The organism is Caulobacter sp. Root655, assembly GCF_001427665.1.
Lineage (GTDB): Bacteria > Pseudomonadota > Alphaproteobacteria > Caulobacterales > Caulobacteraceae > Caulobacter.
Map to the genome: position 1 here is coordinate 109,323 of NZ_LMHC01000006.1, position 22,403 is coordinate 131,725.

General features: G+C 69.8%; 16 protein-coding genes. 5 read left to right on the forward strand and 11 right to left on the reverse strand.

What is annotated here, in order from left to right; genetic code table 11:
- The 6 genes from ASD79_RS07835 to fucP are packed head-to-tail and all read right to left on the reverse strand — an operon-like array spanning position 1 to position 5,102.
- Positions 1-840 (reverse strand): fumarylacetoacetate hydrolase family protein, encoded by an 840-nt coding sequence (locus ASD79_RS07835; protein ID WP_056720473.1) that lies wholly within the window; start codon positions 838-840, stop codon positions 1-3.
- A 25-nt stretch (positions 841-865) separates the two neighbouring features.
- Positions 866-1,621: an SDR family oxidoreductase gene (locus tag ASD79_RS07840; protein ID WP_056720474.1), complete on the reverse strand. Its 756-nt coding sequence runs from the start codon at positions 1,619-1,621 to the stop codon at positions 866-868.
- Positions 1,614-2,459 (reverse strand): amidohydrolase, encoded by an 846-nt coding sequence (locus ASD79_RS07845; protein WP_056720475.1) that lies wholly within the window; start codon positions 2,457-2,459, stop codon positions 1,614-1,616. The genes ASD79_RS07840 and ASD79_RS07845 overlap by 8 nt, the downstream gene beginning before the upstream one ends.
- Complete coding sequence (locus tag ASD79_RS07850) at positions 2,456-3,484, reverse strand: aldo/keto reductase (protein WP_056720476.1); 1,029 nt, start codon at positions 3,482-3,484, stop codon at positions 2,456-2,458. Before ASD79_RS07850 ends, ASD79_RS07845 begins: the two co-directional genes overlap by 4 nt.
- A complete protein-coding gene (locus tag ASD79_RS07855; protein WP_056720477.1) occupies positions 3,481-3,825 on the reverse strand; it encodes an L-rhamnose mutarotase in 345 nt (114 codons plus the stop codon). The genes ASD79_RS07850 and ASD79_RS07855 overlap by 4 nt, the downstream gene beginning before the upstream one ends.
- Positions 3,822-5,102 (reverse strand): L-fucose:H+ symporter permease, encoded by a 1,281-nt coding sequence (gene fucP, locus ASD79_RS07860; protein ID WP_056720478.1) that lies wholly within the window; start codon positions 5,100-5,102, stop codon positions 3,822-3,824. The genes ASD79_RS07855 and fucP overlap by 4 nt, the downstream gene beginning before the upstream one ends.
- A 109-nt stretch (positions 5,103-5,211) precedes the next feature.
- On the opposite strand from fucP, the gene lldD reads away from it, so the two are divergent.
- Complete coding sequence (lldD, locus tag ASD79_RS07865) at positions 5,212-6,348, forward strand: FMN-dependent L-lactate dehydrogenase LldD (RefSeq protein ID WP_056720479.1); 1,137 nt, start codon at positions 5,212-5,214, stop codon at positions 6,346-6,348.
- Positions 6,349-6,436: 88 nt separating this feature from the next.
- Here lldD and ASD79_RS07870 read toward each other — a convergent pair whose 3' ends face one another.
- The 4 genes from ASD79_RS07870 to ASD79_RS07885 all read right to left on the reverse strand — a co-directional run bounded on the left by ASD79_RS07870 (position 6,437) and on the right by ASD79_RS07885 (position 12,918).
- Positions 6,437-8,221 carry an alpha-L-fucosidase gene (locus ASD79_RS07870; protein WP_162252343.1) on the reverse strand — a complete coding sequence of 595 codons (1,785 nt, stop codon included), beginning with the start codon at positions 8,219-8,221 and terminating at the stop codon, positions 6,437-6,439.
- Positions 8,222-8,480: 259 nt separating this feature from the next.
- Positions 8,481-11,768, reverse strand: coding sequence for a family 78 glycoside hydrolase catalytic domain (locus ASD79_RS07875; protein ID WP_056720481.1), 3,288 nt, complete (start codon positions 11,766-11,768; stop codon positions 8,481-8,483).
- Positions 11,769-11,793: 25 nt separating this feature from the next.
- Positions 11,794-12,204, reverse strand: a complete 411-nt coding sequence (locus ASD79_RS07880) for a hypothetical protein (protein WP_156400413.1) — start codon at positions 12,202-12,204, stop codon at positions 11,794-11,796.
- Positions 12,205-12,306: 102 nt separating this feature from the next.
- Positions 12,307-12,918, reverse strand: a complete 612-nt coding sequence (locus ASD79_RS07885; protein WP_056720483.1) for a TetR/AcrR family transcriptional regulator — start codon at positions 12,916-12,918, stop codon at positions 12,307-12,309.
- Between the two features lie 177 nt (positions 12,919-13,095).
- Between ASD79_RS07885 and ASD79_RS07890 the strand changes: the two genes are divergently transcribed.
- Entirely contained in the window at positions 13,096-14,700 is a 1,605-nt protein-coding gene (locus ASD79_RS07890) for a carboxylesterase/lipase family protein (protein WP_056720484.1), read from the forward strand.
- Positions 14,701-14,718: 18 nt separating this feature from the next.
- Positions 14,719-16,977, forward strand: coding sequence for a TonB-dependent receptor (locus tag ASD79_RS07895; protein ID WP_082584847.1), 2,259 nt, complete (start codon positions 14,719-14,721; stop codon positions 16,975-16,977).
- A gap of 249 nt (positions 16,978-17,226) precedes the next feature.
- On the opposite strand, the gene ASD79_RS07900 is transcribed toward ASD79_RS07895, so the two are convergent.
- Entirely contained in the window at positions 17,227-19,137 is a 1,911-nt protein-coding gene (locus tag ASD79_RS07900; RefSeq protein WP_235524360.1) for a cellulase family glycosylhydrolase, read from the reverse strand.
- A 136-nt stretch (positions 19,138-19,273) separates the two neighbouring features.
- Here ASD79_RS07900 and ASD79_RS07905 point away from each other — a divergent pair, with 136 nt between their 5' ends.
- Both ASD79_RS07905 and ASD79_RS07910 read left to right on the forward strand, forming a co-directional pair.
- Positions 19,274-20,686: an MFS transporter gene (locus tag ASD79_RS07905; RefSeq protein WP_056720487.1), complete on the forward strand. Its 1,413-nt coding sequence runs from the start codon at positions 19,274-19,276 to the stop codon at positions 20,684-20,686.
- Positions 20,683-22,287, forward strand: a complete 1,605-nt coding sequence (locus ASD79_RS07910; RefSeq protein WP_056720488.1) for a tannase/feruloyl esterase family alpha/beta hydrolase — start codon at positions 20,683-20,685, stop codon at positions 22,285-22,287. Before ASD79_RS07905 ends, ASD79_RS07910 begins: the two co-directional genes overlap by 4 nt.
- Positions 22,288-22,403 lie beyond the last annotated feature (116 nt).

Genomic DNA, 22,403 nt, shown 5'->3' on the forward strand with positions numbered 1-22,403 from the left:
TCAGCCCGCGACCACCACCTGGTCCTGCTGGCCCAGACCCGCGATGCCCAGCGAGACGCGGTCGCCGACATCGAGCCAGACCTGCGGCTTCTGCCCCAGGCCCACGCCGGGCGGCGTGCCGGTGGTGACCACGTCGCCCGGCTGCAGGCTCATGAACCGGCTCAGATACGAGAGGATGAAGGCCGGCCGGAAGATCATCGTCGACGTCGACCCGTTCTGGTAGCGCTTGCCGTTGACCTCCAGCCACATGTGCAGGTCGTGGAGGTCCGGCAGTTCGTCGGGGGTGACCAGCCAGGGACCCAGAGGCCCGAAGCTGTCGCAGCCCTTGCCCTTGTCCCATTGCGACGACTGCATCTGGAAGGCGCGCTCGGAGACGTCGTTGCAGACGCAGTAGCCGGCGATCGCCCGCGCGGCCTCTTCTTCCGACACATAGGCGCAGTGGGCGCCGACCACGAAGGCCAGCTCGACCTCCCAGTCCAGCTGGGTCGAGCCGCGCGGCTTGAGGATGGGGTCGTTGGGCCCTGACAGGGCGCTGGTCGCCTTCATGAAGACAACCGGCTCGTCCGGGATGGGCAGGCCGGATTCGGCGGCGTGGTCAGCGTAGTTCAGGCCGATGCAGATGAACTTGCCGGGCCTGGCGACGCAGGGACCCAGCCGCGTGTCAGGCGCGACCACCGGCAGGCTGGCCGGGTCCAGCGCCCGCAGGCGGTCCAGGCTCTCGGGCGTCAGCGTGGCTCCGTCAACGTCGGCGATGACGCCGCTCAGGTCGCGGATGACGCCATCGGCGTCGAGCAGTCCGGGCCGCTCACGACCCTCTTCCCCAAAGCGCAGCAGTTTCATCAGAGGTCTCCGAGTTTCGAGGAAGCTACATCACCCAGCCGCCGTCGATGACGTGCGTCTGGCCGGTGGTGAAGGCGGAGACGTCGGAGGCCAGGTAGAGCGCCAGGCCGGCGACCTCCTCGGCCTTGCCGACCCGTCCCATGGGCTGGCGCGCGACGAAGGCGCTCCAGGCGGCGTCGTAGTCGCCGGTCGCGCGCAGGCGTTCGTGCAGCGACGGCGTCTCGACGGTTCCCGGGCAGATGGCGTTGCAGCGCACCCCCTGGGTGACGAAGTCGGCGGCGACGGCCTTGGTCAGGCCGATGACGGCGGCCTTGGTGGCGCAATAGGCGAACCGGTTGGGCACGCCTTTGATCGAACTGGCCACCGACGACATGTTGACGATGCTGCCGCCGCCCTTGGCGATCATCCCCGGCAGGGCGGCGCGGATCGTGCGGTACATCGCCGTGACGTTGAGGTCGTTGGCGAACGCCCACTCGTCGGGCGAGCAGTCGAGGATCGTGCCGGCCGACACCACGCCCGCGCAGTTGAACAGGATGTCGAGTTCGCCAGCCTGGCCGATCACCTCGCGGACCATGGCGTCGTCGCGTACGTCGAGCCGGGCGACGCGGCAGCCGGCCAGGCCGTTCAGGGCGTCGAAATTGACGTCGGTGGCCCAGACGGTCGCCCCCTGGGCCGCGAACAGCTCGGCGGTGGCGCGGCCGATGCCCTGACCAGCGGCGGTGATCAGCGCGGTCTTGCCGGCCAGTTGTCCCAAGGCGGCCGCTTGCGTTCGGTCAGTCATGATCGTGGTCCTTAAGTCCGTAGAGTCGGGCGGCGTTGCCGCCCATGATCGCCGCGCGCCGCGTCTCGTCCAGCGGCGCCAGCAAGCTTGAGGTGATGTCCAGCCACGCCGCGTAGCCGCCGGCCAAGGTCAGCACGGGCCAGTCGCTGCCCCAGACGATCCGCTCCGCGCCGAAGGCGTCGAGCAGCACCGACAGGACCGGACGCAGGACCGAAACGCCCGCGCCGGGCGGGGCCTGCGTCAACAGGCCCGACAGCTTGACGCTGGCGTTCGGCGCGGCGGCGGCGGCGCGGATTCCCGCCTCCCAGGCCCGCAATCCGGCCGGCGTGAAGGTGGGCTTGCCGGCATGGTCCAGGATGATGGTCAGGCGCGGATGGCGCTGGGCCAGTTCGGCGACCACGCCCAGTTGGTCGTCCCGCACCAGGGCGTCGAGCACCAGGCCTTGCCGGGTCATGGCCTCGAGGCCCGGCGCGACGGCGGGTCCCAGGATCCAGGCGGGGTCCTCCAGGTCCTGCAGCATCGGCCGCAGCCCGACCAGGCCCGGCCGCCGCGACAAACCGACGACCCGCGCCGCCGCGTCAGGAGCCGACAGGTCGGTCCAGCCGACCACCCCGGCGATCCACGGATGAGCCTGGGCGGTGGCCAGCAGGAACTCGGTCTCGGCCTCGGTGGGCGCGGCCTGCACCAGGATGGTCGCCCCGACCCCGCCGGCCAGCAGTTGGGGGCGCAGCGCCTCCGGCTCGAAGTCCTGGTGCAGCACGCCCATGGCCGGCGTCAGCCAGCCGTAGTCGCCGCGCGCCAGACGCCAGACGTGATGATGCGCGTCGATGCGCGTCACGCCGGATCGCCCGGCAGCGCCGCCTCGGCATCGACCAGCCCTTCGCTTCGCAGCTCGCGCCAGAGGTCGGCGGGCAGCTTCCGGGCGTACAAGGCGAGCGTCTGGTCGACCCGCGCCACCGAGCCCAGGCCGGGGATGACGCTGACGACGGCGGGATGGGCCAGGGGAAACTGCAAGGCCGCGGCGGTCAGGGGCGCGCCATGCCGGTCGCAGACGGCCTCCAGCCGCCGCACCCGTTCGACGATGTCGTCCGGGGCCTGGCCATAGTCGTAATAGTGCGGGCCGTCGCGCTTGACCCCGCTGGCCAGGATTCCCGAATTGTAGGCGCCGCCGATGACCACCGAAACCCGCCGCGCCAGACAGGCGGGCAGGAAGGTCGTCAGGGCGGTCTGTTCCAGCAGCGTGTAGCGCCCGGCCAGCAGGACGACGTCCAGGTCGACGTGGTCCATCGCCTCCAGGCAGATCTCCCACTCGTTGACGCCCAGCCCGAAGGCGTTGATCGCGCCACTGTCGCGCAGCCGCTCCAGGGCCCGGAAGCCCCCGCCCGTGGTCAGTTGCGCGAAGGTGCGTTCGTGGTCGTCGCCATGGGTCAGGCGACCAATGTCGTGGACATAGAGGATGTCGATCTTCGCCAGCCCCAGACGCTGCAGGCTGTCCTCGTAGGACCGCATGACGCCGTCGTGGCTGTAGTCGTAGACCTGCTCGAACGGCATGGCGGACCGGAAGCCGTGCCGCTCGCCGTCGCCGCTCAGGCTTGGATCCGGCGTCAGCAGGCGGCCGACCTTGGTCGACAGGACCGTGTCCCGGCGGTCGCGCAGCAGGTCGCCCACCCGGCGTTCGCTGAGGCCGTGGCCATAGCGCGGCGCGGTGTCCACATAGGTCATCCCAGCTTCGAGCGCGGCCTCGAGCGTCGCCTTGGCCTCCCCGTCGCCGACCGGCCGATAGAGGTTGCCCAGCGACGCCGCGCCGAACCCCAGTTCGCTGATCGCCAGGCCCGTGCGCGGAATCGTGCGCTTGGGGATCATGCGTCGCGCTCCTGTTCGTCGAGCGCGAAGATGCGGGCCATCGGCGTCCATTTTGGGCCGTCGTCGCGGATCGGCTTCTGGAAGGCGTCCATTTCCTGTTCCCAGGCTTCGACCCGCGCCCGCAACCCGGGATCGGCGGGGCGCGGGAAATCGTCCTCGACCTCGGCGATCATCACCAGGCGGTCCTCGATCCGCCAGATCTCCATCGACCGATAGCCGCGCTGGCGAATGTCGCGGACCACCTCGGACCAGACCGCGCCAGGCGCGTGGCGGGCCTCGTAGGCGGCGATCAGCCCCGCGTCCGCGACCAGGTCCAGGGCGTGGACCAGCCGCCGGCTCACGGGCGCTTCTCGCGAAGGACGAGGATGGCGAAGCCCAGCACCACGGCGAAGCACAGCATCGGAATGGCCATCATGTGGTGGATTCCGCCGATGCGGTCGGAGACCAGCCCCATGGCCGGCGGGATCAGGGCGCCGCCGATGATCGACATGATCAGGAACGACGAGCCGTTCTCGGTTTCCTCGCCCAGGTCCTCGACCCCCAGGGCGAAGATGGTCGGGAACATGATCGACATGAAGAAGCTGGTCAGCCACAGCGCCGCCACCGCGACCTCGCCGCTCAGGGTCGCCGCCGCCCCGCAGAGCACCACATTGGCGACGGCATAGATCGCCAGCAGCCGGGCCGGCGCGACCCGGCGTTGCAGGAAGGCGCCGCTGAACCGGCCAACCATCAGCATGGCCAGGCTGCCCGACAGCAGGAAGGCGACACTTCGTTCACCCAGCTGGGGCGCCTGGCTCTTGGCGAAGTCGATGAAGAAGCTCCAGACCCCGACCTGCGCGCCGACATAGAAGAACTGCGTCACGACGGCCCGAACCAGGCGCTGGTGACGCAGGACCGCCCAGAACGAGCGGACCTCGGTCCGCTCCGCCAAGAGCCGTTCGATGCGCGGGAACCTGGTTCGCGCGATCAGCACCGCCAGCAGACAGACCGCGATCCCGATCGCCACATAGGGCCCCTGGACCGTGGCGGCCTCGCTGGTCCGCCAGGCCGCGCGCTCGGCGGCGGTCATGGCCGACAGGGCGGCGGGGCTGTGCTCGACGCCGGAGAGCACGAAGAGACCACCGATCACCGGCCCCAGGATCGCGCCGACGCCGTAGAAGGACTGGGCCAGGTTCAGGCGGGCCGACGCGGTCTCCTTGGCGCCGAGGATCGAGACATAGGGGTTGGACGCTGTCTCGAGGAAACCCAGGCCGATGGCGATCACGTACAGGGCCGTCAGGAACACGCCGAAGCGCTGGACCTCCGCGGCCGGGTAGAACAGGAACGCACCGGCGGCGTAGCAGCCGAGCCCGAACAGGATCGTGGCCTTGTAGCCGTAGCGCCGGATCAACAGGCCGGCCGGGATCGCCGCGCAGAAGTAGCCGAGATAGAACGCCGTCTGGATCAGGCTCGACTGCGTGCGGGTCAGGTCCAACGCCTTCTGGAACTGGCGGATCAGGACGTCGTTCAGCGCCGCCGCCAGGGCCCATGAAAAGAACAGTGTCGTGACCAGCGCGAACGCGACGGCATAGCGGCGCTCCACGATCGGTGGCGGCGCGGCCGCGACATCGGTCGGCATTGAACAAAACCCTCCTCGATCGGCGCGTCTGACGCGCGCCCTTGTTTTCTGACAAATATGAAATACAGGTTCATATAAGAAATGCAAGCGAACGCAGGGCCGGAAAGCGATGATCGCCACCTCGACCGAGGACTTCAGGCAGGCCGCCAAACGGCGGCTGCCGCGCTTCCTGTTCGACTATATCGACGGCGGGGCCGGCGACGAGAGCACCCTGCGCCGGAACGTGGATGACCTGTCCACCTTGGCGGTTCGACAGCGGGTTCTCAAGGACGTTGGTGGCGTCGATCTGACGACGTCGCTGTTCGGGCAATCCCTGGCGGCGCCCATCGTGCTGGGGCCCGTGGGCCTGAGCGGCATGTACGCCCGGCGCGGCGAGGCCCAGGCCGCCTGCGTCGCCGCCGAACGTGGTTTGCCATTCTGCCTGTCGACCGTTTCGGTTTGCGGGCTGGAAGAAGTGGCGGCCGCCTCGGCCGCGCCGATCTGGTTCCAGCTCTATGTGATCCGCGACCGCGGCTTCATGCGCGACCTGATCGCCCGGGCGAAGCAGGCGGGCGCCAGCGCCATGGTCTTCACGGTCGACATGCCGGTTCCGGGCGCGCGGCGGCGCGACGCCCACAGCGGACTCTCCGGCCCCCACGCGGCGTGGCGCCGCTATCTGCAGGTCGCCGGCAAGCCCGCCTGGGCCTGGGACGTGGGCCTTCACGGTCGCCCTCATCAGCTGGGCAACATCGCGCCGGTCCTGGGCCAGGCCAGCGGCCTCGAGGATTTCATGGGCTGGCTGGGGGCCAATTTCGACCCCACCGTCCAGTGGCGGGACCTGGAATGGATCCGCGAAGCCTGGGACGGCCCGCTGATCATCAAGGGGATCCTCGATCCGGACGACGCCCGCGACGCGGTCCGCCTGGGCGCCGACGGGCTGGTGGTGTCCAACCACGGCGGACGCCAGCTGGACGGCGCCCCGTCCACCGCCCGCGCCCTGCCCAGCATCGCCGAGGCGGTGGGCGACAAGCTGACCGTCCTGGCGGATTCCGGCGTCCGCTCGGGACTGGACGTGGTGCGGATGCTGGCGCTGGGCGCCAAGGGCGTGCTGCTGGGCCGCGCCTGGGTCTATGCGTTGGCGGCCGCCGGCGGCGGGGGCGTTGGCCAGTTGCTCGACATGATGACGGCCGAGATGCGCACCACCCTGGCCCTGGCCGGCGTCACGACCATCGCCGACATCGATCGCGGCCTGCTCGACCTCCGATAAACGAGGCCCCAATAAACGAAGGCCCCAATAAAAAAGGAGCCGGACGACGGGAGTCGTCCGGCCCAGGCGGGGAGGTTTCGACGCGCCGCTAGTTGGCGGGCGTCAGGTAGAGCGCGCGGATCGCGAACAGTTCCTGGCCGGCGGTCTGGGGCCGGATGGCGACGGTGTAGCGGCCGGGCTTGTCGAAGTGCAGGATCCCGACCGGCTGGAACGCCAGGAACACCGGCTTGCGCCGTTCGATCTTGCCGGTCTCGACCACGCCGAAGGCGCGCTTCTGGTCGTTCATCTCGACCACGCCCTCGCGGCCGGCCTGGGCGGCGGTCGCCGAGTACTGCAGGTCGATGTGGTAGTCGCCGGGGCGCTCCACCTGCACGGTCCAGGCGATCGACTTGGCCGGATCGTCCAACCCGACCACGGTGTAGTATTTCCGCGTGTCGTCGACCGACAACTGGGTCTTCACCGCCTCAAGCCCGACGCCTTCGCTCAGGACGGCGTCGGCGACGTCGAGCGGCTGGCGGCCATAGACGGGCGACAGGACCGCGCCCTGGTCGCGTCGCGCGGCGACCGGCTCGCGGGTGTCGACGGCGATCACCAGGTCGTCGCTAGGCGTGGCGTCCTTGGGCAGGGTGATCGCCAGGCCGTCGCCCTGCTTGAAAGGCAGGGCCGCGCCACCGGCCAGCAGCGTCACCTTGGTGACCGCTTCGGTCAGGCCCGGAACGCGGATCACGCCGTCGGCCGGACGATCCAGGACGTGCAGGTAGAGGCGCTTGCCGCGCTGGGTGGCCACGCCCCACGGCGTCTGCGGCAGCGGCGAGCGCGTCGTGCCGTAGATGCTCTCGCCATTGACCTTCAGCCAGTCGCCGACCTTGAGCAGGCGAGACTGCGCGCCCTCGGGGAAGCGGCCCCGGCCGTCGGGACCCATGTTGAGCATGAAGTTGCCGCCGCGGCTGGCCGAGGTGGCCAGCAGCTCGATCAGGGTGTCCGTCGACTTGAAGTCGTTGTCGAAGGCCGAATAGCCCCAACTGCGGTTGTGGGTGAACACCGACTCCCAATCGCCGCCATGCACCAGGCTGGCCGGGGGGACCTCGGAATCGGACGGCGAGCTGTAGTCGCCCAGGCCGTTGCCGATCCGGCTGTTGAGCAGGCAGTCGGGCTGCAGCTTCTTGACCAGCTCACGCAGGCGCTTGGAATATTCGGGCGCCATGGGTCCTGGCGTGTCGAACCAGATTTCGCGCAAGGGTCCGTAGTTGGTCAGCAACTCGGTGACCTGCGGGACGACCTTGGTGTTGAAGTAGGAGTCGAAGTCGGTCTTCTTGGGGTCGAATTCCCAGTCGTTGCCGCCACCGTTCGGCTCGGTCCAGTCCTGGTATTGCGAGTAGTAGAAGCCCAGGCCGACGCCCTCGGCCTTGGCGGCCTCGGCCAGTTCCTTGAGCGGGTCACGGCCGAAGCGCGTGCCATCGACGATGTTGTGCTTCGACGCCGCCGACTTGAACATCGCGAAGCCGTCATGGTGCTTGGCGGTGATCACCACATAGCGAAAGCCCGCGGCCTTGATCGTGCGGATCCAGGCCTTGGCGTCGAAATCGACCGGGTTGAACTCCTCGGCCAGGGCCAGGTATTCGGCGCTGGGGGTCTTGCTGCGCTGCATCAGCCATTCGGACGCGCCGTAGAACCGCTTGCCGCGGATCACGCCGCCGGCCTGGGCGTAGATCCCCCAGTGGATGAACATCGCGTAGCGGTCGTTGTTGAAGCGCGCCAGCGCCTGGGTCGTCGCCGCATCGTGCTGGACGGGCTCATAGACCTGGGCCTTGAAACGCGTCTGCTCCGGAGGCGCGCCGACCGCGTCCTGCGCCTGCACGGAGGTGCTCGTCATCAAAGCCAGAACCAGCGCGCTGACCGTCAATCGTATCATCTAGGACCTCCCCTATGAGCCATTCGTTTCATATGTGGCATGGCATTTCTTATGTGAAAGTCATTGCGCAAATCTCGGCGACGGTCAATCCCGAGTTATCGAGGGGCGCGTGATAGGGAATTGATGGCTTTCGCAGGCCGTCTCGGCATGGCCGAGGGACGCCCAGCGCGGGGGCGCTGGGGCGGGAAAGCCGTGTCGAACAGCAGGCGGGTGGCGCGGCTCAGCCGGCCTTTGGCTTGAAGCGGAAGGCCCCGCGGCCGGGTGGGACGGCATAGACCGCGCAGCCCGCTTCCTTGCGCAGGAACCGCGCGCCGGCCGGGGCGCGGGGCAGCCGCTCGCCGCCGTTCGGCAGCCAGGCCTCGGCCACGCAGGCCCCGGGGATGGCCACCTCCAGCACGGCCAGCCCGTCCGGCTCGCGCCGCCAGTGCGAAGCGGCCAGGCCGCGCGGCGTCAGGATCGTCGCCCCCGCTCGGTCCAGCCCGGTCGGCAGGATGGGCCGCGCCTGGAGGCGGGCATAGCCCGGCGCGGTCGGTCGCAGCCCGGCCAGGCCCTCGTAGAACCAGCTGCTGATCGACGCGAAATAGTGGTGGTTCCACGACCGCGCGCCCAGGCCCCAGCCCTCGGGCATGCTGCGGATGTCGTTCTTCAGCCAGAAGCCCCAGCTGGGTTCGTCGGTGCGAGTCGCCACCCGGTAGGCGACGTCGCCATGGCCATGGTCGCCGAGCAACCGGGGCAGGTAGCGCAGGGCGTAGACCCCGACGTCCAGGCGGTAATTCTTGGCGACCAGATCGGCCGCCAGGCCGTCGACCACCGCCTGGGCCTGGCCGTCGGGGACCAGGCCCAGGGCGACAGGCAGGACGTTCATGGTCTGGGCGTAGACCGCCGGCTTGCCGCCGGTCGCCGGGGCCAGGTAGCGCCGCCCGGCGGCGTCCCAGTAACGGCGGTTGTAGGCCTCGCGCACCTGGGCGGCGAGCGCGGCGTAGCGCGCCGCCTCCTCGGCCTGGCCCAGTTGGCGAGCGCTGGCGGCCGCGCCGGTCAGCATGTGGAAGAAGAACGCGGTCGAGGTGGCGTCGACCGGCCCGGTCGGCCCGGCGGCGGCGTATTCGCCCAGGCCCCGGTCGTAGCGGAAGTCCGGCCCCTTGATGAAGGTCGCGGTGTAGTCGGCCAGGCGGCGGCGCATGGCCTGGGTGCGGGCCTCGATCCGCCGGTCGCCGAACCGCAGGGCCATCTCCTCGGGCAGGATGAAGGCGGCGACGTCCCAGGCCGGGGTCGGGCCCCAGATATAGTTCCAGCCCGGGCTGTTTTCGTAGCCGTAGAACGGCGTCGTGGGTACGATCTCGGGCAACTCGCCGCTGGGGGCCTGGGCGTCGCCGAAGTCGTCCAGCCACTTGGTCCAGGTGCGAGCGACGTCGAAATTGACCGCAGCGGCGGCCGAGGAGGCCTGGGCGTCGCCGGTCCAGCCGTTCTTCTCCAGGGTCGGGGTGTCGGTCTGGGCGGCGTGCAGGTTGTTGAGCAAGCCCTGACGCGCCGCGTCGTGGATCTGATTGAGCAGGGCGTCTCCGCAGTCGAACGTCCCGATCGAGGCGACCGCCGAATGCACCTCGACAGCGGTCACCGTGTCGGGCGCCGGCGGGCCGGCCAGGCCGGTGACCTGGACATAGCGGAAGCCGCCATAGCCGAAGGCCGGCCGCCAGGTCTCGGGACCGGTTCCGGCCAGGGTGTAGCGGAAGGTCAGCAGCTGGGCGTCGATCAGGCCGCTGGCGACCTGGATCGTCCCGTCCTTGCGCGGCTTCTCGGCCAGGACCAGCGAGATCGTCCGCCCGGCCGGGCCGGCGGCGGCCAGCACCGGCTGGCCGGTGATGATCCGGCCGAAATCGAACACCCAGACGCCAGGCGAAACCTCCCGGGTCGCCACCGGCCTGTGGGTGGCCACACCCGTGACGGGTTCATGGATCGCCGCGACCAGGCGGCCGGCTGGAGCCTTGGCGACCCGCGCCGGCTCCCAGGCCGCGTCGTCGAAGGCGGCCGTGCGCCAGCCGCGCGGCTCCAGCCGCGCGTCGTGGCGTTCCCCAGCATAGATCGAGTCGAACAGGGTCGGGCCGTCGGCGCTCTTCCACGAGGGATTGGTGACCAGCACCTGGACCTCGCCATCGGCGCGGACGATCTCCAGCCGGGCCCGCATCGCCGGCTCGGCCGTCCAGGGCGCCTTGTGGAAGTACCATTCGTTGGGTTCGGTCACGCCGTACCAACCGCGTCCCAGTTCGGCGGCCAGGACGTTGCGCCCCTCGCCGATCAGGGCCGTGACGTCGTGGGCCGCGTAGAGCACCCGCTTGTCATAGGCCGTCCAGCCGGTGGCCAGCGGCCCCGCGCCGATCGCCCGGCCGTTCAGGCTGAAATCGGCCCAGCCGCCGGCCGCGACATAGAGCCGGGCCCGCGCCACCAGTCCCGCGACCTCGAACCCACGCCGCAGCAGCGGCGCGGGATGAGCCAGGGGCAGCATGATGTCCTTGCCAGGCACCCCGGCGGCGATGGTCAGGCCGTCGGGCCCGGGGTCGCCGCCGGTGAAGGGATTGTCGCCGCCCTCGAACCGGGTCTCGAAGCCCGGGCGGTCGGGGGCGGTCAGGCCGACGCCATGGATCACCGCCGCGCCGGCCTCCGGCGCCAGGAAGCCGAACGTGCCCTCGGCCTGGGTCGCGTCGTCCAGGGTGTCGATGACGACGCCGTCGAGGCTGACGCTCAGCGTCGCGCCCTTGGCGGTGATCGCCAGTCGCCGGCGCTGGCCGGCCAGGGTCGCGAAGGCGGCCGGCAGCGGCGTGGTCTTCAGCTTGCGCAGCTTGACCTGCGGGCTGGCCCCGCCCGGATACTGCCGGACCTGGACCATCAGCGACGGCGCGCCCTCGACCTCGCCGATCCGCAGGACATAGGCCTCGCCATAGGTCTTGCCCTCGGGCCGGGCCCGCAGCAGCACGTCGAAGAACCGGCCCTTCAGGGTGAAGTCGACGGTCAGGACCTGGTCGGCCCAGCCGCGCGGCGGGGCCAGATTGCGACCGATCCAGGCCGCCTCGCCCCAGTCGGCGGGATCGAGCAGGCCCATCTCGAAGGCGGCGGGCGCGCTCCAGGCCCCTGCCCGGTCGGCGGTGTCCCACAGCCGGACCCGCCAGGCGCGACGCTGGCGCGAGGCCAGGGGCGGACCGGCATAGACCGCCTCGACCGCGTCGGCGCTGGCCACCTTGCCGCTGTCCCAGACCGGCCGGCCAGCCGCGAGCTCGGCCTCCGACCCGGCGACCTGCACCTGATAGGCGCTCTGGCCGACCGCCGGCGGACGCCACATCAGCCGGGGCCTGGGCTCGTCCAGACCGATCGGGCTGGGCGCGTATTCCACACGCGGATCGACGGGGGCTCCCGTCGCGCCGCCGCCGGTTTCCAGCGCCGAGGCCCCGCCCGCCGTCAACCAGCCGGCCAGCGCCGCGCCGCCGCCGAGCGCATCGCGCCGCGTCGCCTTGACCATCGGTCGTCTCCGAAGGTGGGCGCGATCAGTGCGCGCCGGGCGCCGTACCCGTCGCCGATGCGCCCGGCATGGAGCCAGCAGGGCCGGCGGCCGGCGCGGGCACCTTGGCCAGGGCCTCGCCCAGGGCCTTCAGCGCTTCCTCGTCGAGATTGGCCTGCGGGAAGCCGGCCAGTTCGCGCGGGCTCAGCCCCTTGATCAGCTCGGCCGTGGCCGCCTGCTCCTCGGGCGGCGCCTCGGGCTGGCCGGCGGCCTCGCCGCGCTTGCGGAAGAACTCGCTGAGCACCGCCCGGGCGGCCGGGTCGGCGAAGATGTCGGCCATCTTGGTGTCGACCGAATAGTGGGGCGTGGCCGGGGCCGCCTGCCGCGCCTGGGCCATGCCGCCCGCCGACAGGATCGCCACCGACGCCATCAGGGCGATCGTCAATTTCCTCGACATGTCGAACCTTCCATTCAAAGCCAAAAAGAGCGTTTCCAGCGAAGGACGAGCGCCTTCGTTCTTCGTTACGTTATGCAACCGTATAACCAAAGTCGAGCCTCATCAGCGCACCATGATCGCCACCAGCGCGTCGGCATGGGCCTCGATCACCGCGGGGTCCGAAGGGTCCACGCCCCACACCCGCCGGACCTCCGGCGCCAGGGTGTAGAACAGCTGGGCCGCGCCGACGAAGATGTAGACCGAGGCCGGGACCGAGACCTTGGGCAGGATCCCCTCCTTCTGGCACAGCAGCACGAAGGCCTCGGCCGCCTGGCGGGTGTGAACGATGAACTCGTCGGCCGCCCAGCGGAAACGCTCGCTGTCGCGCACGCTTTCCTGGACCATCAGCCGGGCGTGCTCGGGGTGCCGCGCCGAATAGAGCACCACCGCCCGGATCACCGCCTTGGCGAAGTCGCGGTACGAGCCGTAGGCCGGATCGTCCGGAGCCGGCAGCTGCAACTCCTCGGCCTGACGCTTGAACAGGAACGACACCGCCGCCCGCCACAGGGCGTCCTTGCTGTCGAAATGGTACTTGATCAGCGCGTGGTGCACGCCCGCGTGGGCGGCGATCTCGCGCGTCGATGCGCCCTCGAAGCCCTGTTCGGAAAAGATCTCCAAGGCCGACTGGAGAATGCTGGCCTGGGTGGCCGCCTTCTGGCGCGCGCGAATGTTCAAGACGGGATCCCTGGGTCGTGGGCGCCGCAACCCGCGACGCGCGGTGAGACTAACAAGAGACTCGGCGGAAATGAAATTGGTTCACCAAGCGGTGAATCAGGCTCGACATTTCATTATACAGATGCATAACGTAACACAGTCGATACGGACCGCACAGAGTCCGAGGGGAAACGCGAGATGCGCGATCTGAAGCGAAAGCCGTTGGCGCGCGTGTCCTACGCGCCGCTCCTCGCCGTGGCCCTGAGCCTGGCCGCTTGCGGCGCCCAGAGCCAGACCCCGCCGCCCAACACGCCCCTGGTTCCTGTCGAAGCCCGGATCGCCGACGGCGCCCTGCGCGGCTACACGGCCTCGGGCGTCAACACCTTCAAGGGCGTGCCCTACGCCCAGCCGCCGGTCGGAGCCCTGCGCTGGCGTCCGCCGCAGGCCGCCCAGGCCTGGACCGGCGTGCGCGACGCCCAGGCCTTCGGTTCGGACTGCATGCAGAACCGCGCCGGCTGGGACGATAGCCAGTCCACCCTGCCGGTCAGCGAGGATTGCCTGACCCTGAACGTCTGGTCGCCCGACAACGCGGCAAAAGCGCCGGTCATGGTCTGGATCCATGGCGGCGGCTTCGTGATGGGCTCGGGCAGCCAACCGGTGTTCGACGGCGCGGCCCTGGCCCGTCGCGGTGTGGTGGTGGTGACCTTCAACTACCGCCTGGGCCGTTTCGGCTTCTTCGCCCACCCGGCCCTGACCGCCGAGCATCCCAACGAGCCCAAGGCCGACTACGGCCTGATGGACCAGGTCGCGGCCCTGGCCTGGGTGAAGGCCAACATCGCCGCGTTCGGCGGCGATCCGGGCAAGGTGACGATCTTCGGCCAGTCGGCCGGCGGCGGCTCGGTCAACCAGCTGATGCTGATCCCCACGGCGCGCGGCCTGTTCAGGCAGGCCATCGCCCAGTCGGGCGGCGGCCGCGACCTGTGGCCTCTGCTGTCGTCGGACCGCCCCGGCAAGGTCTCCGCCGAGTCGACCGGGACCGCCTTCGCCGCCAAGGCCGGGGTGAAGACCCAGGACGCCGAAGCCTTGCGCGCCCTGCCCGCCGCCAAGGTGCTGGGCAAGCTGGACCTGCTGAACCAGGAGGAGGCCACCTATTCCGGCCCGGTGATCGACGGCAAGCTGGTCACCAGCTCGGCCGCCGAAGGCTTCGCGGCCGGCCACCAGGCCAAGGTCCCGCTCCTGATCGGGGCGGGCAGCGACGAAATGGGCATCATCCCCGGTTTCCTGAAGGGCATGTTCGCCGGCAAGATCGTCGCCCAGCTGGGGATCCCCGAGGACAAGCTGCTGGGCGTCTACGGCTCCAAATCGGCGCTGAACGCCGACCTGCCCAGCGACGCCTCGTTCGTCGAGCCCGCCCGCGCCCTGGCCGGACTGGCGGCCAAGTCCGGCCAACCCGTGTGGCTGTACAGCTTCGGCTATGTCGCCGAGGGCAAGCGCAAGGACTGGAAGGGCGCGCCGCACAGCAGCGACCTGGCCTATGTCTTCGACACCCTGTCGACGCTGAAGGACAAGACCTCGCCGGCCGACCAGACCATGGCCACGCGCTGGGCCGACACCTGGGTCGCCTTCGCCAGGACCGGCGCGCCCGACACCGCCGCCCTGCCCGGCTGGCCCCGCTACGACGCGGCGACCGACCTGCGCATGGCCGTGACCAACGACGGCGCGGCGCCGGGCGCCTCGCCCGACCGCATCCGCGCCCTGGCGACGCTGCGCGACGCCCAGGCCGCCGCCACCAATCAACCATAAAAAACGGAGGGGACGAAAATGTTGAGGTTCAAGACGGGATTGGCGCTGGGCGCCTCCATGGTCGCGCTGATGTCCGGCCAGGCCCTGGCCCAGGACGCCAAACCCGCTGACGAAGCCATGCTGATCACCGAGGTGGTGGTCACCGCGCAGAAGCGCGAGGAAAAGCTGCAGGACGTGCCGATCGCCATCAGCGTGGTCGGCGAACAGGAGCTGATCCGCCGCAACATCGGCAATATCGACCAGTTGAAGCTGGTGGTTCCCAGCTTCGACGCCACCGCGTTCGGCGTCTCGGTGCGCGGCGTGGGCACCTCGACCTTCTCGACCTCGATCGAGCCGACGGTCTCGACCGTGCTGGACGGCGTCGTGCTGGGCCGGCCGGAAATGGCCCTGGGCAGCTTCTACGACGTGGCCCGGGTCGAGATCCTGCGCGGCCCGCAGGGTATGTTGTTCGGCAAGAACGCCTCGGCGGGCCTGGTCAGCATCACCACCAGGTCGCCCAAGCTCGACGCGCTCGAGGCCCTGGCCAATGTCAGTGTCGGCGAGGGCGGCTACACCAAGTCCGACGCCGCCGTGAACCTGCCGCTGGGTGACAAGGCCGCCCTGCGGGTCGCCGGCTTCGTCAACAAGCTGGACGGCGTGCTGAACAACAAGTTCGACGGCCGCCAGTTCAACGGCAATGACGAGTGGGGCGGCCGGGCCAAGCTGCTGTGGCGGCCGACCGACACCATCGACGTGCTGCTGACTGCCGACTACGCCAAGCAGGACCAGTCGGTGACCTGGTCGCCCTACAAGGTGAACCCGGCCGGCGCGCCGAGCTTCGTCTATTTCGGTTGCGGCGTGGTCGCCTCGCCCGACAACACCGACCTGTGCATCGACGGACCGCAGTACAAGCGCCGCGAGAACTACGGCTTCGCGGCCCAGGTCGACTGGAGCCTGCCCGCCGGCCTGACCCTGACCTCGATCACCGCCGTCCGGCGCGACTTCGACGACAGCAACGGCGACTCCGACAGCCTGCCGGTCAACATCCTCAACGACAACATCTCCAACCAGGACCTGCGCCAGGTCAGCCAGGAGGTGCGCATCGCCTCGCCGACCGGCGGCAAGTTCGACTACGTGGCCGGCGTCTACTACTTCCGGCAGAAGACCATCCAGGTCACCGACCAGACGGGCGGTTTCGGCCTGCCGTTCAACCTGAAGGGCAGCAGCACGATCAACAGCCTGGTGGACACCGCCAGCTACGCCGTCTTCGGCCAGGCCCACTACCAGTTGACCGAGCAGCTGAGCCTGATCGGCGGCGCGCGCCTGACGCGCGACGAGGTGTCGCTCGACTTCCATCAGTTCGCCAAGCCGTTCCCCTACATCGCCGTCAACCCGAAGGTCGACTCCTACGACATCGCCCGGGAGACCAACCTCTCCTGGAAGCTCGGCGCCCAGTACCAGTTCGCCGCCAAGACCATGGGCTATGCGACCATCTCGCGCGGCTACAAGGGGCCGGGCTTCAACCAGACGGGGGTCAGCAACGCCACGACCAGCCAGGAGGTCGGTCCCGAGATCCCGACCAGCTACGAGATCGGCGTGAAGACCACTCTGCTGCAGGGCCTGGCGGTGCTGAACGTCGCGGCCTTCGACACCAAGTTCGAGGACTATCAGGCCCAGACCGTCGATTTCACCCTGACGCCGCCGGCCTTCCGCACGATCAACGCCGGCGACCTGAAGACCCGGGGCGTCGAAGCCGACCTGACCGCGATCCTGGCCCCTGGCCTGATGGTGACGGCCGCCGCGGCCTATATCGACGCCAAGTACGGCCAGTTCGCGCCGATCTCCTGCGACCCCGTGGTCACGCCCGTCGGCTGCGTGGTGCTGAACCCGTCACGCCCCCCGCTCACCCCGCCGCTCTACGGCTATGACGCCTCGGGCCAACGCCTGGGCGGGGTGTCCAAGTGGAAGGCCAGCCTGGCGGCGGTGTACGAGCGCCCGATCGGCCATGGCCTGAAGCTGGCCGGCTCGGCCGACTACGGCTGGCGCAGCGCCGCCAACGCCGCGGCGACCAAGGACCCCAACACCCTGATCAAGGCCTACGGCATCCTCGGCTTCACCCTGGGGGTCGGCGACGAGGGCGACCGCTGGAAGCTGGCGATGTGGGGCAAGAACGTCACCGACAAGCGCTTCCCCAGCGCCCTGTTCGGCACGCCGTTCGGCGGGGCCGGCGACTATAGCCAGGTGCTGACCGGCGACGCCTTCCGCCGCTACGGCGTGACCCTGAACCTTCGCTACTGACCGTCCGGAGCGGGAAGACGTCGAGCGATTCCCGCTCTTTAGGACCGGAGGGTTTAGGTCCTCCGGTCTCTTTTTTATCCGTGACTGGACCTGGCGGACCTCAATTCTACCTCCGCTCATCCCGGCGAACGCCGGGACCCAGATCCCATGGCGGCGTGGCTGATTGGAAGGGCTCAGCGCTCTTGGCGTCAGCCTCAAAGCCTTTCCATCTGGGTCCCGGCGTTCGCCGGGATGAGCGGAATTTTAAGTTCAGGCCGTCCTTTCCACCACCACCTCCAGCGCACCCGCCGCACCCGCCCAGACCAGGACGAGTTGCGCCTCGCGGTCGTGGGTCCAGCGGGCGTCCGGCTGTGACAGCCGCACCTGGACGCCGTTCGGGAAGTGCGCGGTCGGCAGATAGATCTCGGTCGGGGCGTCGATGGCGAGGTCGGCCTCCAGCTCCAGGTCGAACCGCCCGCCCGAGAACCGCATCGCGCCGATCACCCCCTGGGTCAGCCGTGCATAGGGCCGGCTGAAGCCCAGCAGGGCCCGCGCGCCGGCGTCGGGGTCGTTGGCCCCCTCATCGACCTGATCGGCCGAATAGATCGACAGGTCCTCCTGGTTCCAGCCGTCTCCCACCCGCAGGTCGTTGCGGTTGCTGGCGGTGTAGTTCCACTGGGTCGAGGACAGCCGCAGCGCGTCCAGCGCATCGTACATCAGGCCCAGCGCCTGGGCGTGGGCGGTCCACGGCGCCTGGCCGCGCTCGCCCCGGTCCCAGGCCTCGAAGGCGTCGCCGCCATTGAGGTCGTAGGGGATGCCGAACTCGCCGATCAGGGTCGGCGCGCCCTGCTCGCCGAACCGCGAGCCCAGCCAGCCCACATAGGCCAGCTGGTTGAAATAGTGGGCGCGCAGGGCGTCCAGATCCTGGGCCGGGTCGAAGCGCTTCTTGCGCAGGATGTTGATGTCGTACCAGTGGCTGGCGTTGACGCTGCGCTCGGGCATCGCCTCGGGGAACATCCGCCCGGTGCCCAGCACGTAGGGGCACAGCTCGGCGAACACCAGCCAGTCGGACCGCACGGCCCGGATCGTCTCGGCCACCCTGGCGAAGAACGGGGCCATGAACTGGTTCTCGTGGTCGATCGGCTGGCCGTCGCGGACCCGGAAGAAATCCTCGTCCAGCACCTGCCCGCCCTCGCCGTCGAACCGCCAGGCGCCGGCCTGTTCGAAGGGGTCGGGGCCGTCGTGCGTCCAGATCGAGACGCCGGCCAGGTTGGCGGACTGTTCGCCGACCGCGTGGAGCACGCCCTTCTCGTCGCTCCAGCCCAGGCGGGTGATCGACACCGTCTGGCCCCGCGCCGCGCGCAGGGCGTCCAGCGGCGTCCAGTACAGGCCCGGCCAGACGTGCATCGGGTCCTCGGGCGTCGCCCGCAGCCGGGGCTGGCTCATCGGCAGGCCCACCCAGCCGAGACCGGGCTCGTTGAAGGTGTCGAAGCCGATGACGTTGTCCAGGTGCGCCACCCGCGCCGCCACGACGGCCATGGCGCCCAGATAGTGGTCCTGCAGGAAGTGCTGGACGTTGCGGCCCTCGACCGTCCAGTCCGGGGTCAGGGTCGCGCCGGCGAAGAAGGCGGTCCAGGCCACGCCATTGGCGGCCAGGCGGTAGTTCGACGCCCAGCTCATCATCGGATAGCGGTCTTCCTGCCGCGCCTCCGGACTGTCGTAGTCGTAGCGGTGCTGCATGACATGGGCCGCGTCGGCGGCGTCGAAGCGGGTGAAGTCCAGGCCCAGGGCCTCGAACACCCAGCCCGGCGCGCCATCGCCGCCACTCATCCGGCTCCAGACGTCCTGGTGGAAGTCCACGAACACCAGCAGCCCATGGGTCCTGGCCTTCTCGATGACGGCGACGAAATAGTCGAGATAGTCCTGGTCATACTGGCCGGGGCCCGCGTGCTCGACCGCCTCCCAGGTGGTCAACAGCCGCAGGGTGTTGAACCCCCAGCGCGCGATGCGCCCCAGATGGACGTCGGCCTCGTCCAGCGGGAACGGCCGGCCGATGAAGCTGACCGTCCGATGGTCGGAGAAGTCGCTGGGCCGGTCGGTGCCGCCGCCTGGCCACGGGACCTTGCAGTCGCCGCCCAGATTGACGCCGCGCAGGATCGCCTGGCGTCCGTGAGGGTCCACGAAAAGGCTTCCCCGAACATCGATCAGCGGCTTTGACATTCCATTCCCTCGGAGGCATTCTCGTTTCGTTATACAACTGGTGAATAAACATGACGGGCCCGCCGGTCCAGTCCTGCCAGGGTGAAACGGGGAAGAAATGTCGGGGATTCAGTTAGACGGGGCGCGGCTCACGACCTTCAAGAAGGTCGCCATCGGGGCCGGGGATTTCGGCTTCAACCTCTATTGGCAGACGGCCGGGCTCTATCTGCTGTTCTTCTACACCGACAGCCTGGGGCTGCCGGCCGCCACGGCCGGCTTCATCTACATGGCCGCCCTGATCTGGGACGCGGCGCTGGACCCGGTCCTGGGTCTGCTGGTCGACCGCACCCGCACCAGCATGGGCCGCTACCGGCCTTATCTCATTCTCGGGGGAGCGCCGCTGGCGCTCGGCTTCATCGCCATGTTCGCCGGGCCCTCGACGGGCACGGCGGCGATCATCTTCGCCGCGGCCACCCACCTGGCGTTCCGCACGCTCTACGCCGTGGTCTCGATCCCCTACGCCGCCCTGTTCGCCCGCATCACCAAGGACAGCACCCAGCGCGGCGACATGGCCGGCATCCGGATGGTGTTCGGCACCCTGGCGGCGATCGCCGTCGCCGCCCTGACCCTGCCGCTGGCCCAGGCCCTGGGCACGCCGGAAGCGCCGCGTCGCGGCTGGCTGATCGTCGGCGCCGTCTATGGCGTGATCGCCGCCTTGTGCCTGCTGGGCGTGGCCTGGGCCGCGCGCGGCCTGGACGTGGCCGACGAGGCCCCGCCGCCGCCCCGCCCGCTGCGCGACGTGGTCCGCAGCCTGGCCGCCAACCGCGCCCTGCACCTGGTGCTCGGCGCCGTTGCCCTGAGCGCCTTCTCCGGCACGATGTTCTCCAAGAACCTGCTCTACTATTTCAAGTACGTGGTCGGCGACGCCGGCATGGGCAGCGCGGCCCTGGGCATCGGCGCCCTGACGGCGGCGATCTGCGTGCCGGCCTTCGCGGTCGTGGTCCGGCTGGTGGGCAAGCGCGCCACCTGGCTGATCGGCGCCGTGCCGGGCATCGCCGGCCTGCTGGTCTGGCACTTCGTCGACGGCATGGGGGTGATCCCGCTGTTCGCCGCCGTGGTGCTGCAGGCCATGGGCCTGGCCTCCTACGTGGTCTGCTTCTGGGGCATGCTGCCCGACACCGTCGAGTACGGCGAATGGCGCAGCGGCGTGCGCACCGAGTCGATGGTCTTCGGCCTGACGGTGCTGGGCCAGAAGGCGGCCCTGGGCCTGGGCGCCGGCTTCCTGGGCGTGGCGCTGTCGCACATCGGCTACACGGCCAACGCCGTCCAGACCCCGGAAACCCTGGCCGGGATCAAGGCCATGATGTTCTGGATCCCGCTGATCGGCGGCCTGGGCTCGGCGGGCCTGATCTTCTTCTACCCGATCAACCGCGCCGCCCACGACAAGATGGTGGCCGAGATCGCCGCGCGCTCGGAACAGACCCCCATCGCCCCGACCAAGATCTCGCTGCAAGAAACGGTGATTCAATGACCTCCGCCTCCCTCCGGGCGGCGCCCCTCGTCGCGTCGTTCGCCCTGGCCGGGGCCGCCGCCCTGGCCACCCAGGCCCAGGCCGCCACCACCTGCGAGGACCTGGCCAACCTAAAAGTGGCCGGCGCGACCATCACCGCCGCGAAGACGATGGTGGTAGGCGATCGCCAGCCGATCGAGACCTTCGGCATCCCGCCCCTGCCGGTCGCCCAGGCCTATTGCCGGGTCAACGCCACCCTGGCCCCGACCGCCGCCTCGTCGATCAAGGTCGAGGTCTGGCTGCCGCTCGAGACCGCCTGGAACGGCAAGTTCATGGCCACCGGCAACGGCGGTTACGGCGGTTCGCTGGGCGGACCGCGCCTGTCGATGCGCCCGGCGCTCAAGGCCGGCTACGCGGTGGCCGGAACCGACATGGGCCACACCGAGGACGGGGCCGGCGGCGAGGCCAACTGGGCGCTGAACCAGCCCGAGAAGATCGTCGACTGGGCCCACCGCGCCAACCACGAGACCGCGCTGTTCGCCAAGGCGATGATCGCCGCCCACTACGGCAAGGGACCGCGCCTGTCCTACTTCTCCGGCTGCTCCGACGGCGGCCGCGAGGCCCTGATGGAGGCCCAGCGCTACCCCAACGACTTCGACGGCATCGTCGCCGGGGCTCCGGCCAATGCCTGGACCCGCCTGATGACCAGCTTCGCCTGGTCGTGGAAGGCTGTGCACGAAGCGCCCGAAAGCCGCATCCCCGACGCCAGCCTGGCCGTCGTCCAGAAGGCCGCCCTGGCCCAATGCGACAAGCTGGACGGCGTCGCCGACGGAGTGATCGAGGACCCACGCCTGTGCAAGTTCGACCCCGCCGTCGTACAGTGCAAGCCGGGCCAGACCGCCGAGTGCCTGACCCCGGCCCAGACGGCCGGCCTGCGCAAGCTGTATGAAGGTCCGCGCGATCCGCGCACCGGCAAGTCGCTGTTCCCCGGCTACCCGGCCGGCGGCGAGGCCGTCCCCAACGCCTGGCCGCTGTGGATCAGCGGCGAGAAGGCCCAGCACCCCTCCTTCGCCCGCTCGTTCTTCGCCAACTTCGTCTATTCGGACCCGAACTGGCAGCTGGCCAAGCTGAACTTCGCGGCCAATGGCGACTTCAAGATCGCCCACGACCGGCTGGGGGCGCTGGTCGCCTCGGACAATCCCGACCTGTCGGCCTTCAAGGCGCGCGGCGGCAAGCTGATCCTGTTCCACGGCTGGTCCGACGCGGCGATCACCCCCTACGCCACGATCCGCTACTACGACGCCGTCCGGAAAACGATGAGCGTCAAGGGCGCCGATAGCTTCTCGCGGCTGTACATGGTTCCGGGCCTGTCGCACTGCTTCGGCGGACCCGGCCCCAACAGCTTCGACATGCTGGCCACGCTGGACGGCTGGGTCGATGGCGGGAAGGCGCCGGACGTGGTCATCGCCAGCAAGACCAACAACGACTATGCCGGCCTGCTCGACATGCCGGCCAAGACCCTGCGCACCCGCCCGCTCTGCGCCTATCCCAAGGTGGCGCGCTGGGACGGCAAGGGCTCGACCGACGAGGCGGCCAGCTTCAGCTGCGCCAAGCCGGGGTGACACGGCCGGGGACAGGCGCATGCGCCTGTCCCCGGCCAAGTCCACCTCGCAAAACCACTAGACTGACCCAAGGGCGCCGGCCGCCAGATCGGTTCAAACAACCGTTCTGGAGGAAA

Coding starts and splice junctions, on each gene's coding strand:
- ASD79_RS07835 (WP_056720473.1), bottom strand. CDS start 840: ATGAAACTGCTGCGCTTTGGGGAAGAGGGTCGTGAGCGGCCCGGACTG.
- ASD79_RS07840 (WP_056720474.1), bottom strand. CDS start 1,621: ATGACTGACCGAACGCAAGCGGCCGCCTTGGGACAACTGGCCGGCAAG.
- ASD79_RS07850 (WP_056720476.1), bottom strand. CDS start 3,484: ATGATCCCCAAGCGCACGATTCCGCGCACGGGCCTGGCGATCAGCGAA.
- fucP (WP_056720478.1), bottom strand. CDS start 5,102: ATGCCGACCGATGTCGCGGCCGCGCCGCCACCGATCGTGGAGCGCCGC.
- lldD (WP_056720479.1), top strand. CDS start 5,212: ATGATCGCCACCTCGACCGAGGACTTCAGGCAGGCCGCCAAACGGCGG.
- ASD79_RS07870 (WP_162252343.1), bottom strand. CDS start 8,221: ATGACGAGCACCTCCGTGCAGGCGCAGGACGCGGTCGGCGCGCCTCCG.
- ASD79_RS07875 (WP_056720481.1), bottom strand. CDS start 11,768: ATGGTCAAGGCGACGCGGCGCGATGCGCTCGGCGGCGGCGCGGCGCTG.
- ASD79_RS07880 (WP_156400413.1), bottom strand. CDS start 12,204: ATGTCGAGGAAATTGACGATCGCCCTGATGGCGTCGGTGGCGATCCTG.
- ASD79_RS07890 (WP_056720484.1), top strand. CDS start 13,096: ATGCGCGATCTGAAGCGAAAGCCGTTGGCGCGCGTGTCCTACGCGCCG.
- ASD79_RS07895 (WP_082584847.1), top strand. CDS start 14,719: ATGTTGAGGTTCAAGACGGGATTGGCGCTGGGCGCCTCCATGGTCGCG.
- ASD79_RS07905 (WP_056720487.1), top strand. CDS start 19,274: ATGTCGGGGATTCAGTTAGACGGGGCGCGGCTCACGACCTTCAAGAAG.
- ASD79_RS07910 (WP_056720488.1), top strand. CDS start 20,683: ATGACCTCCGCCTCCCTCCGGGCGGCGCCCCTCGTCGCGTCGTTCGCC.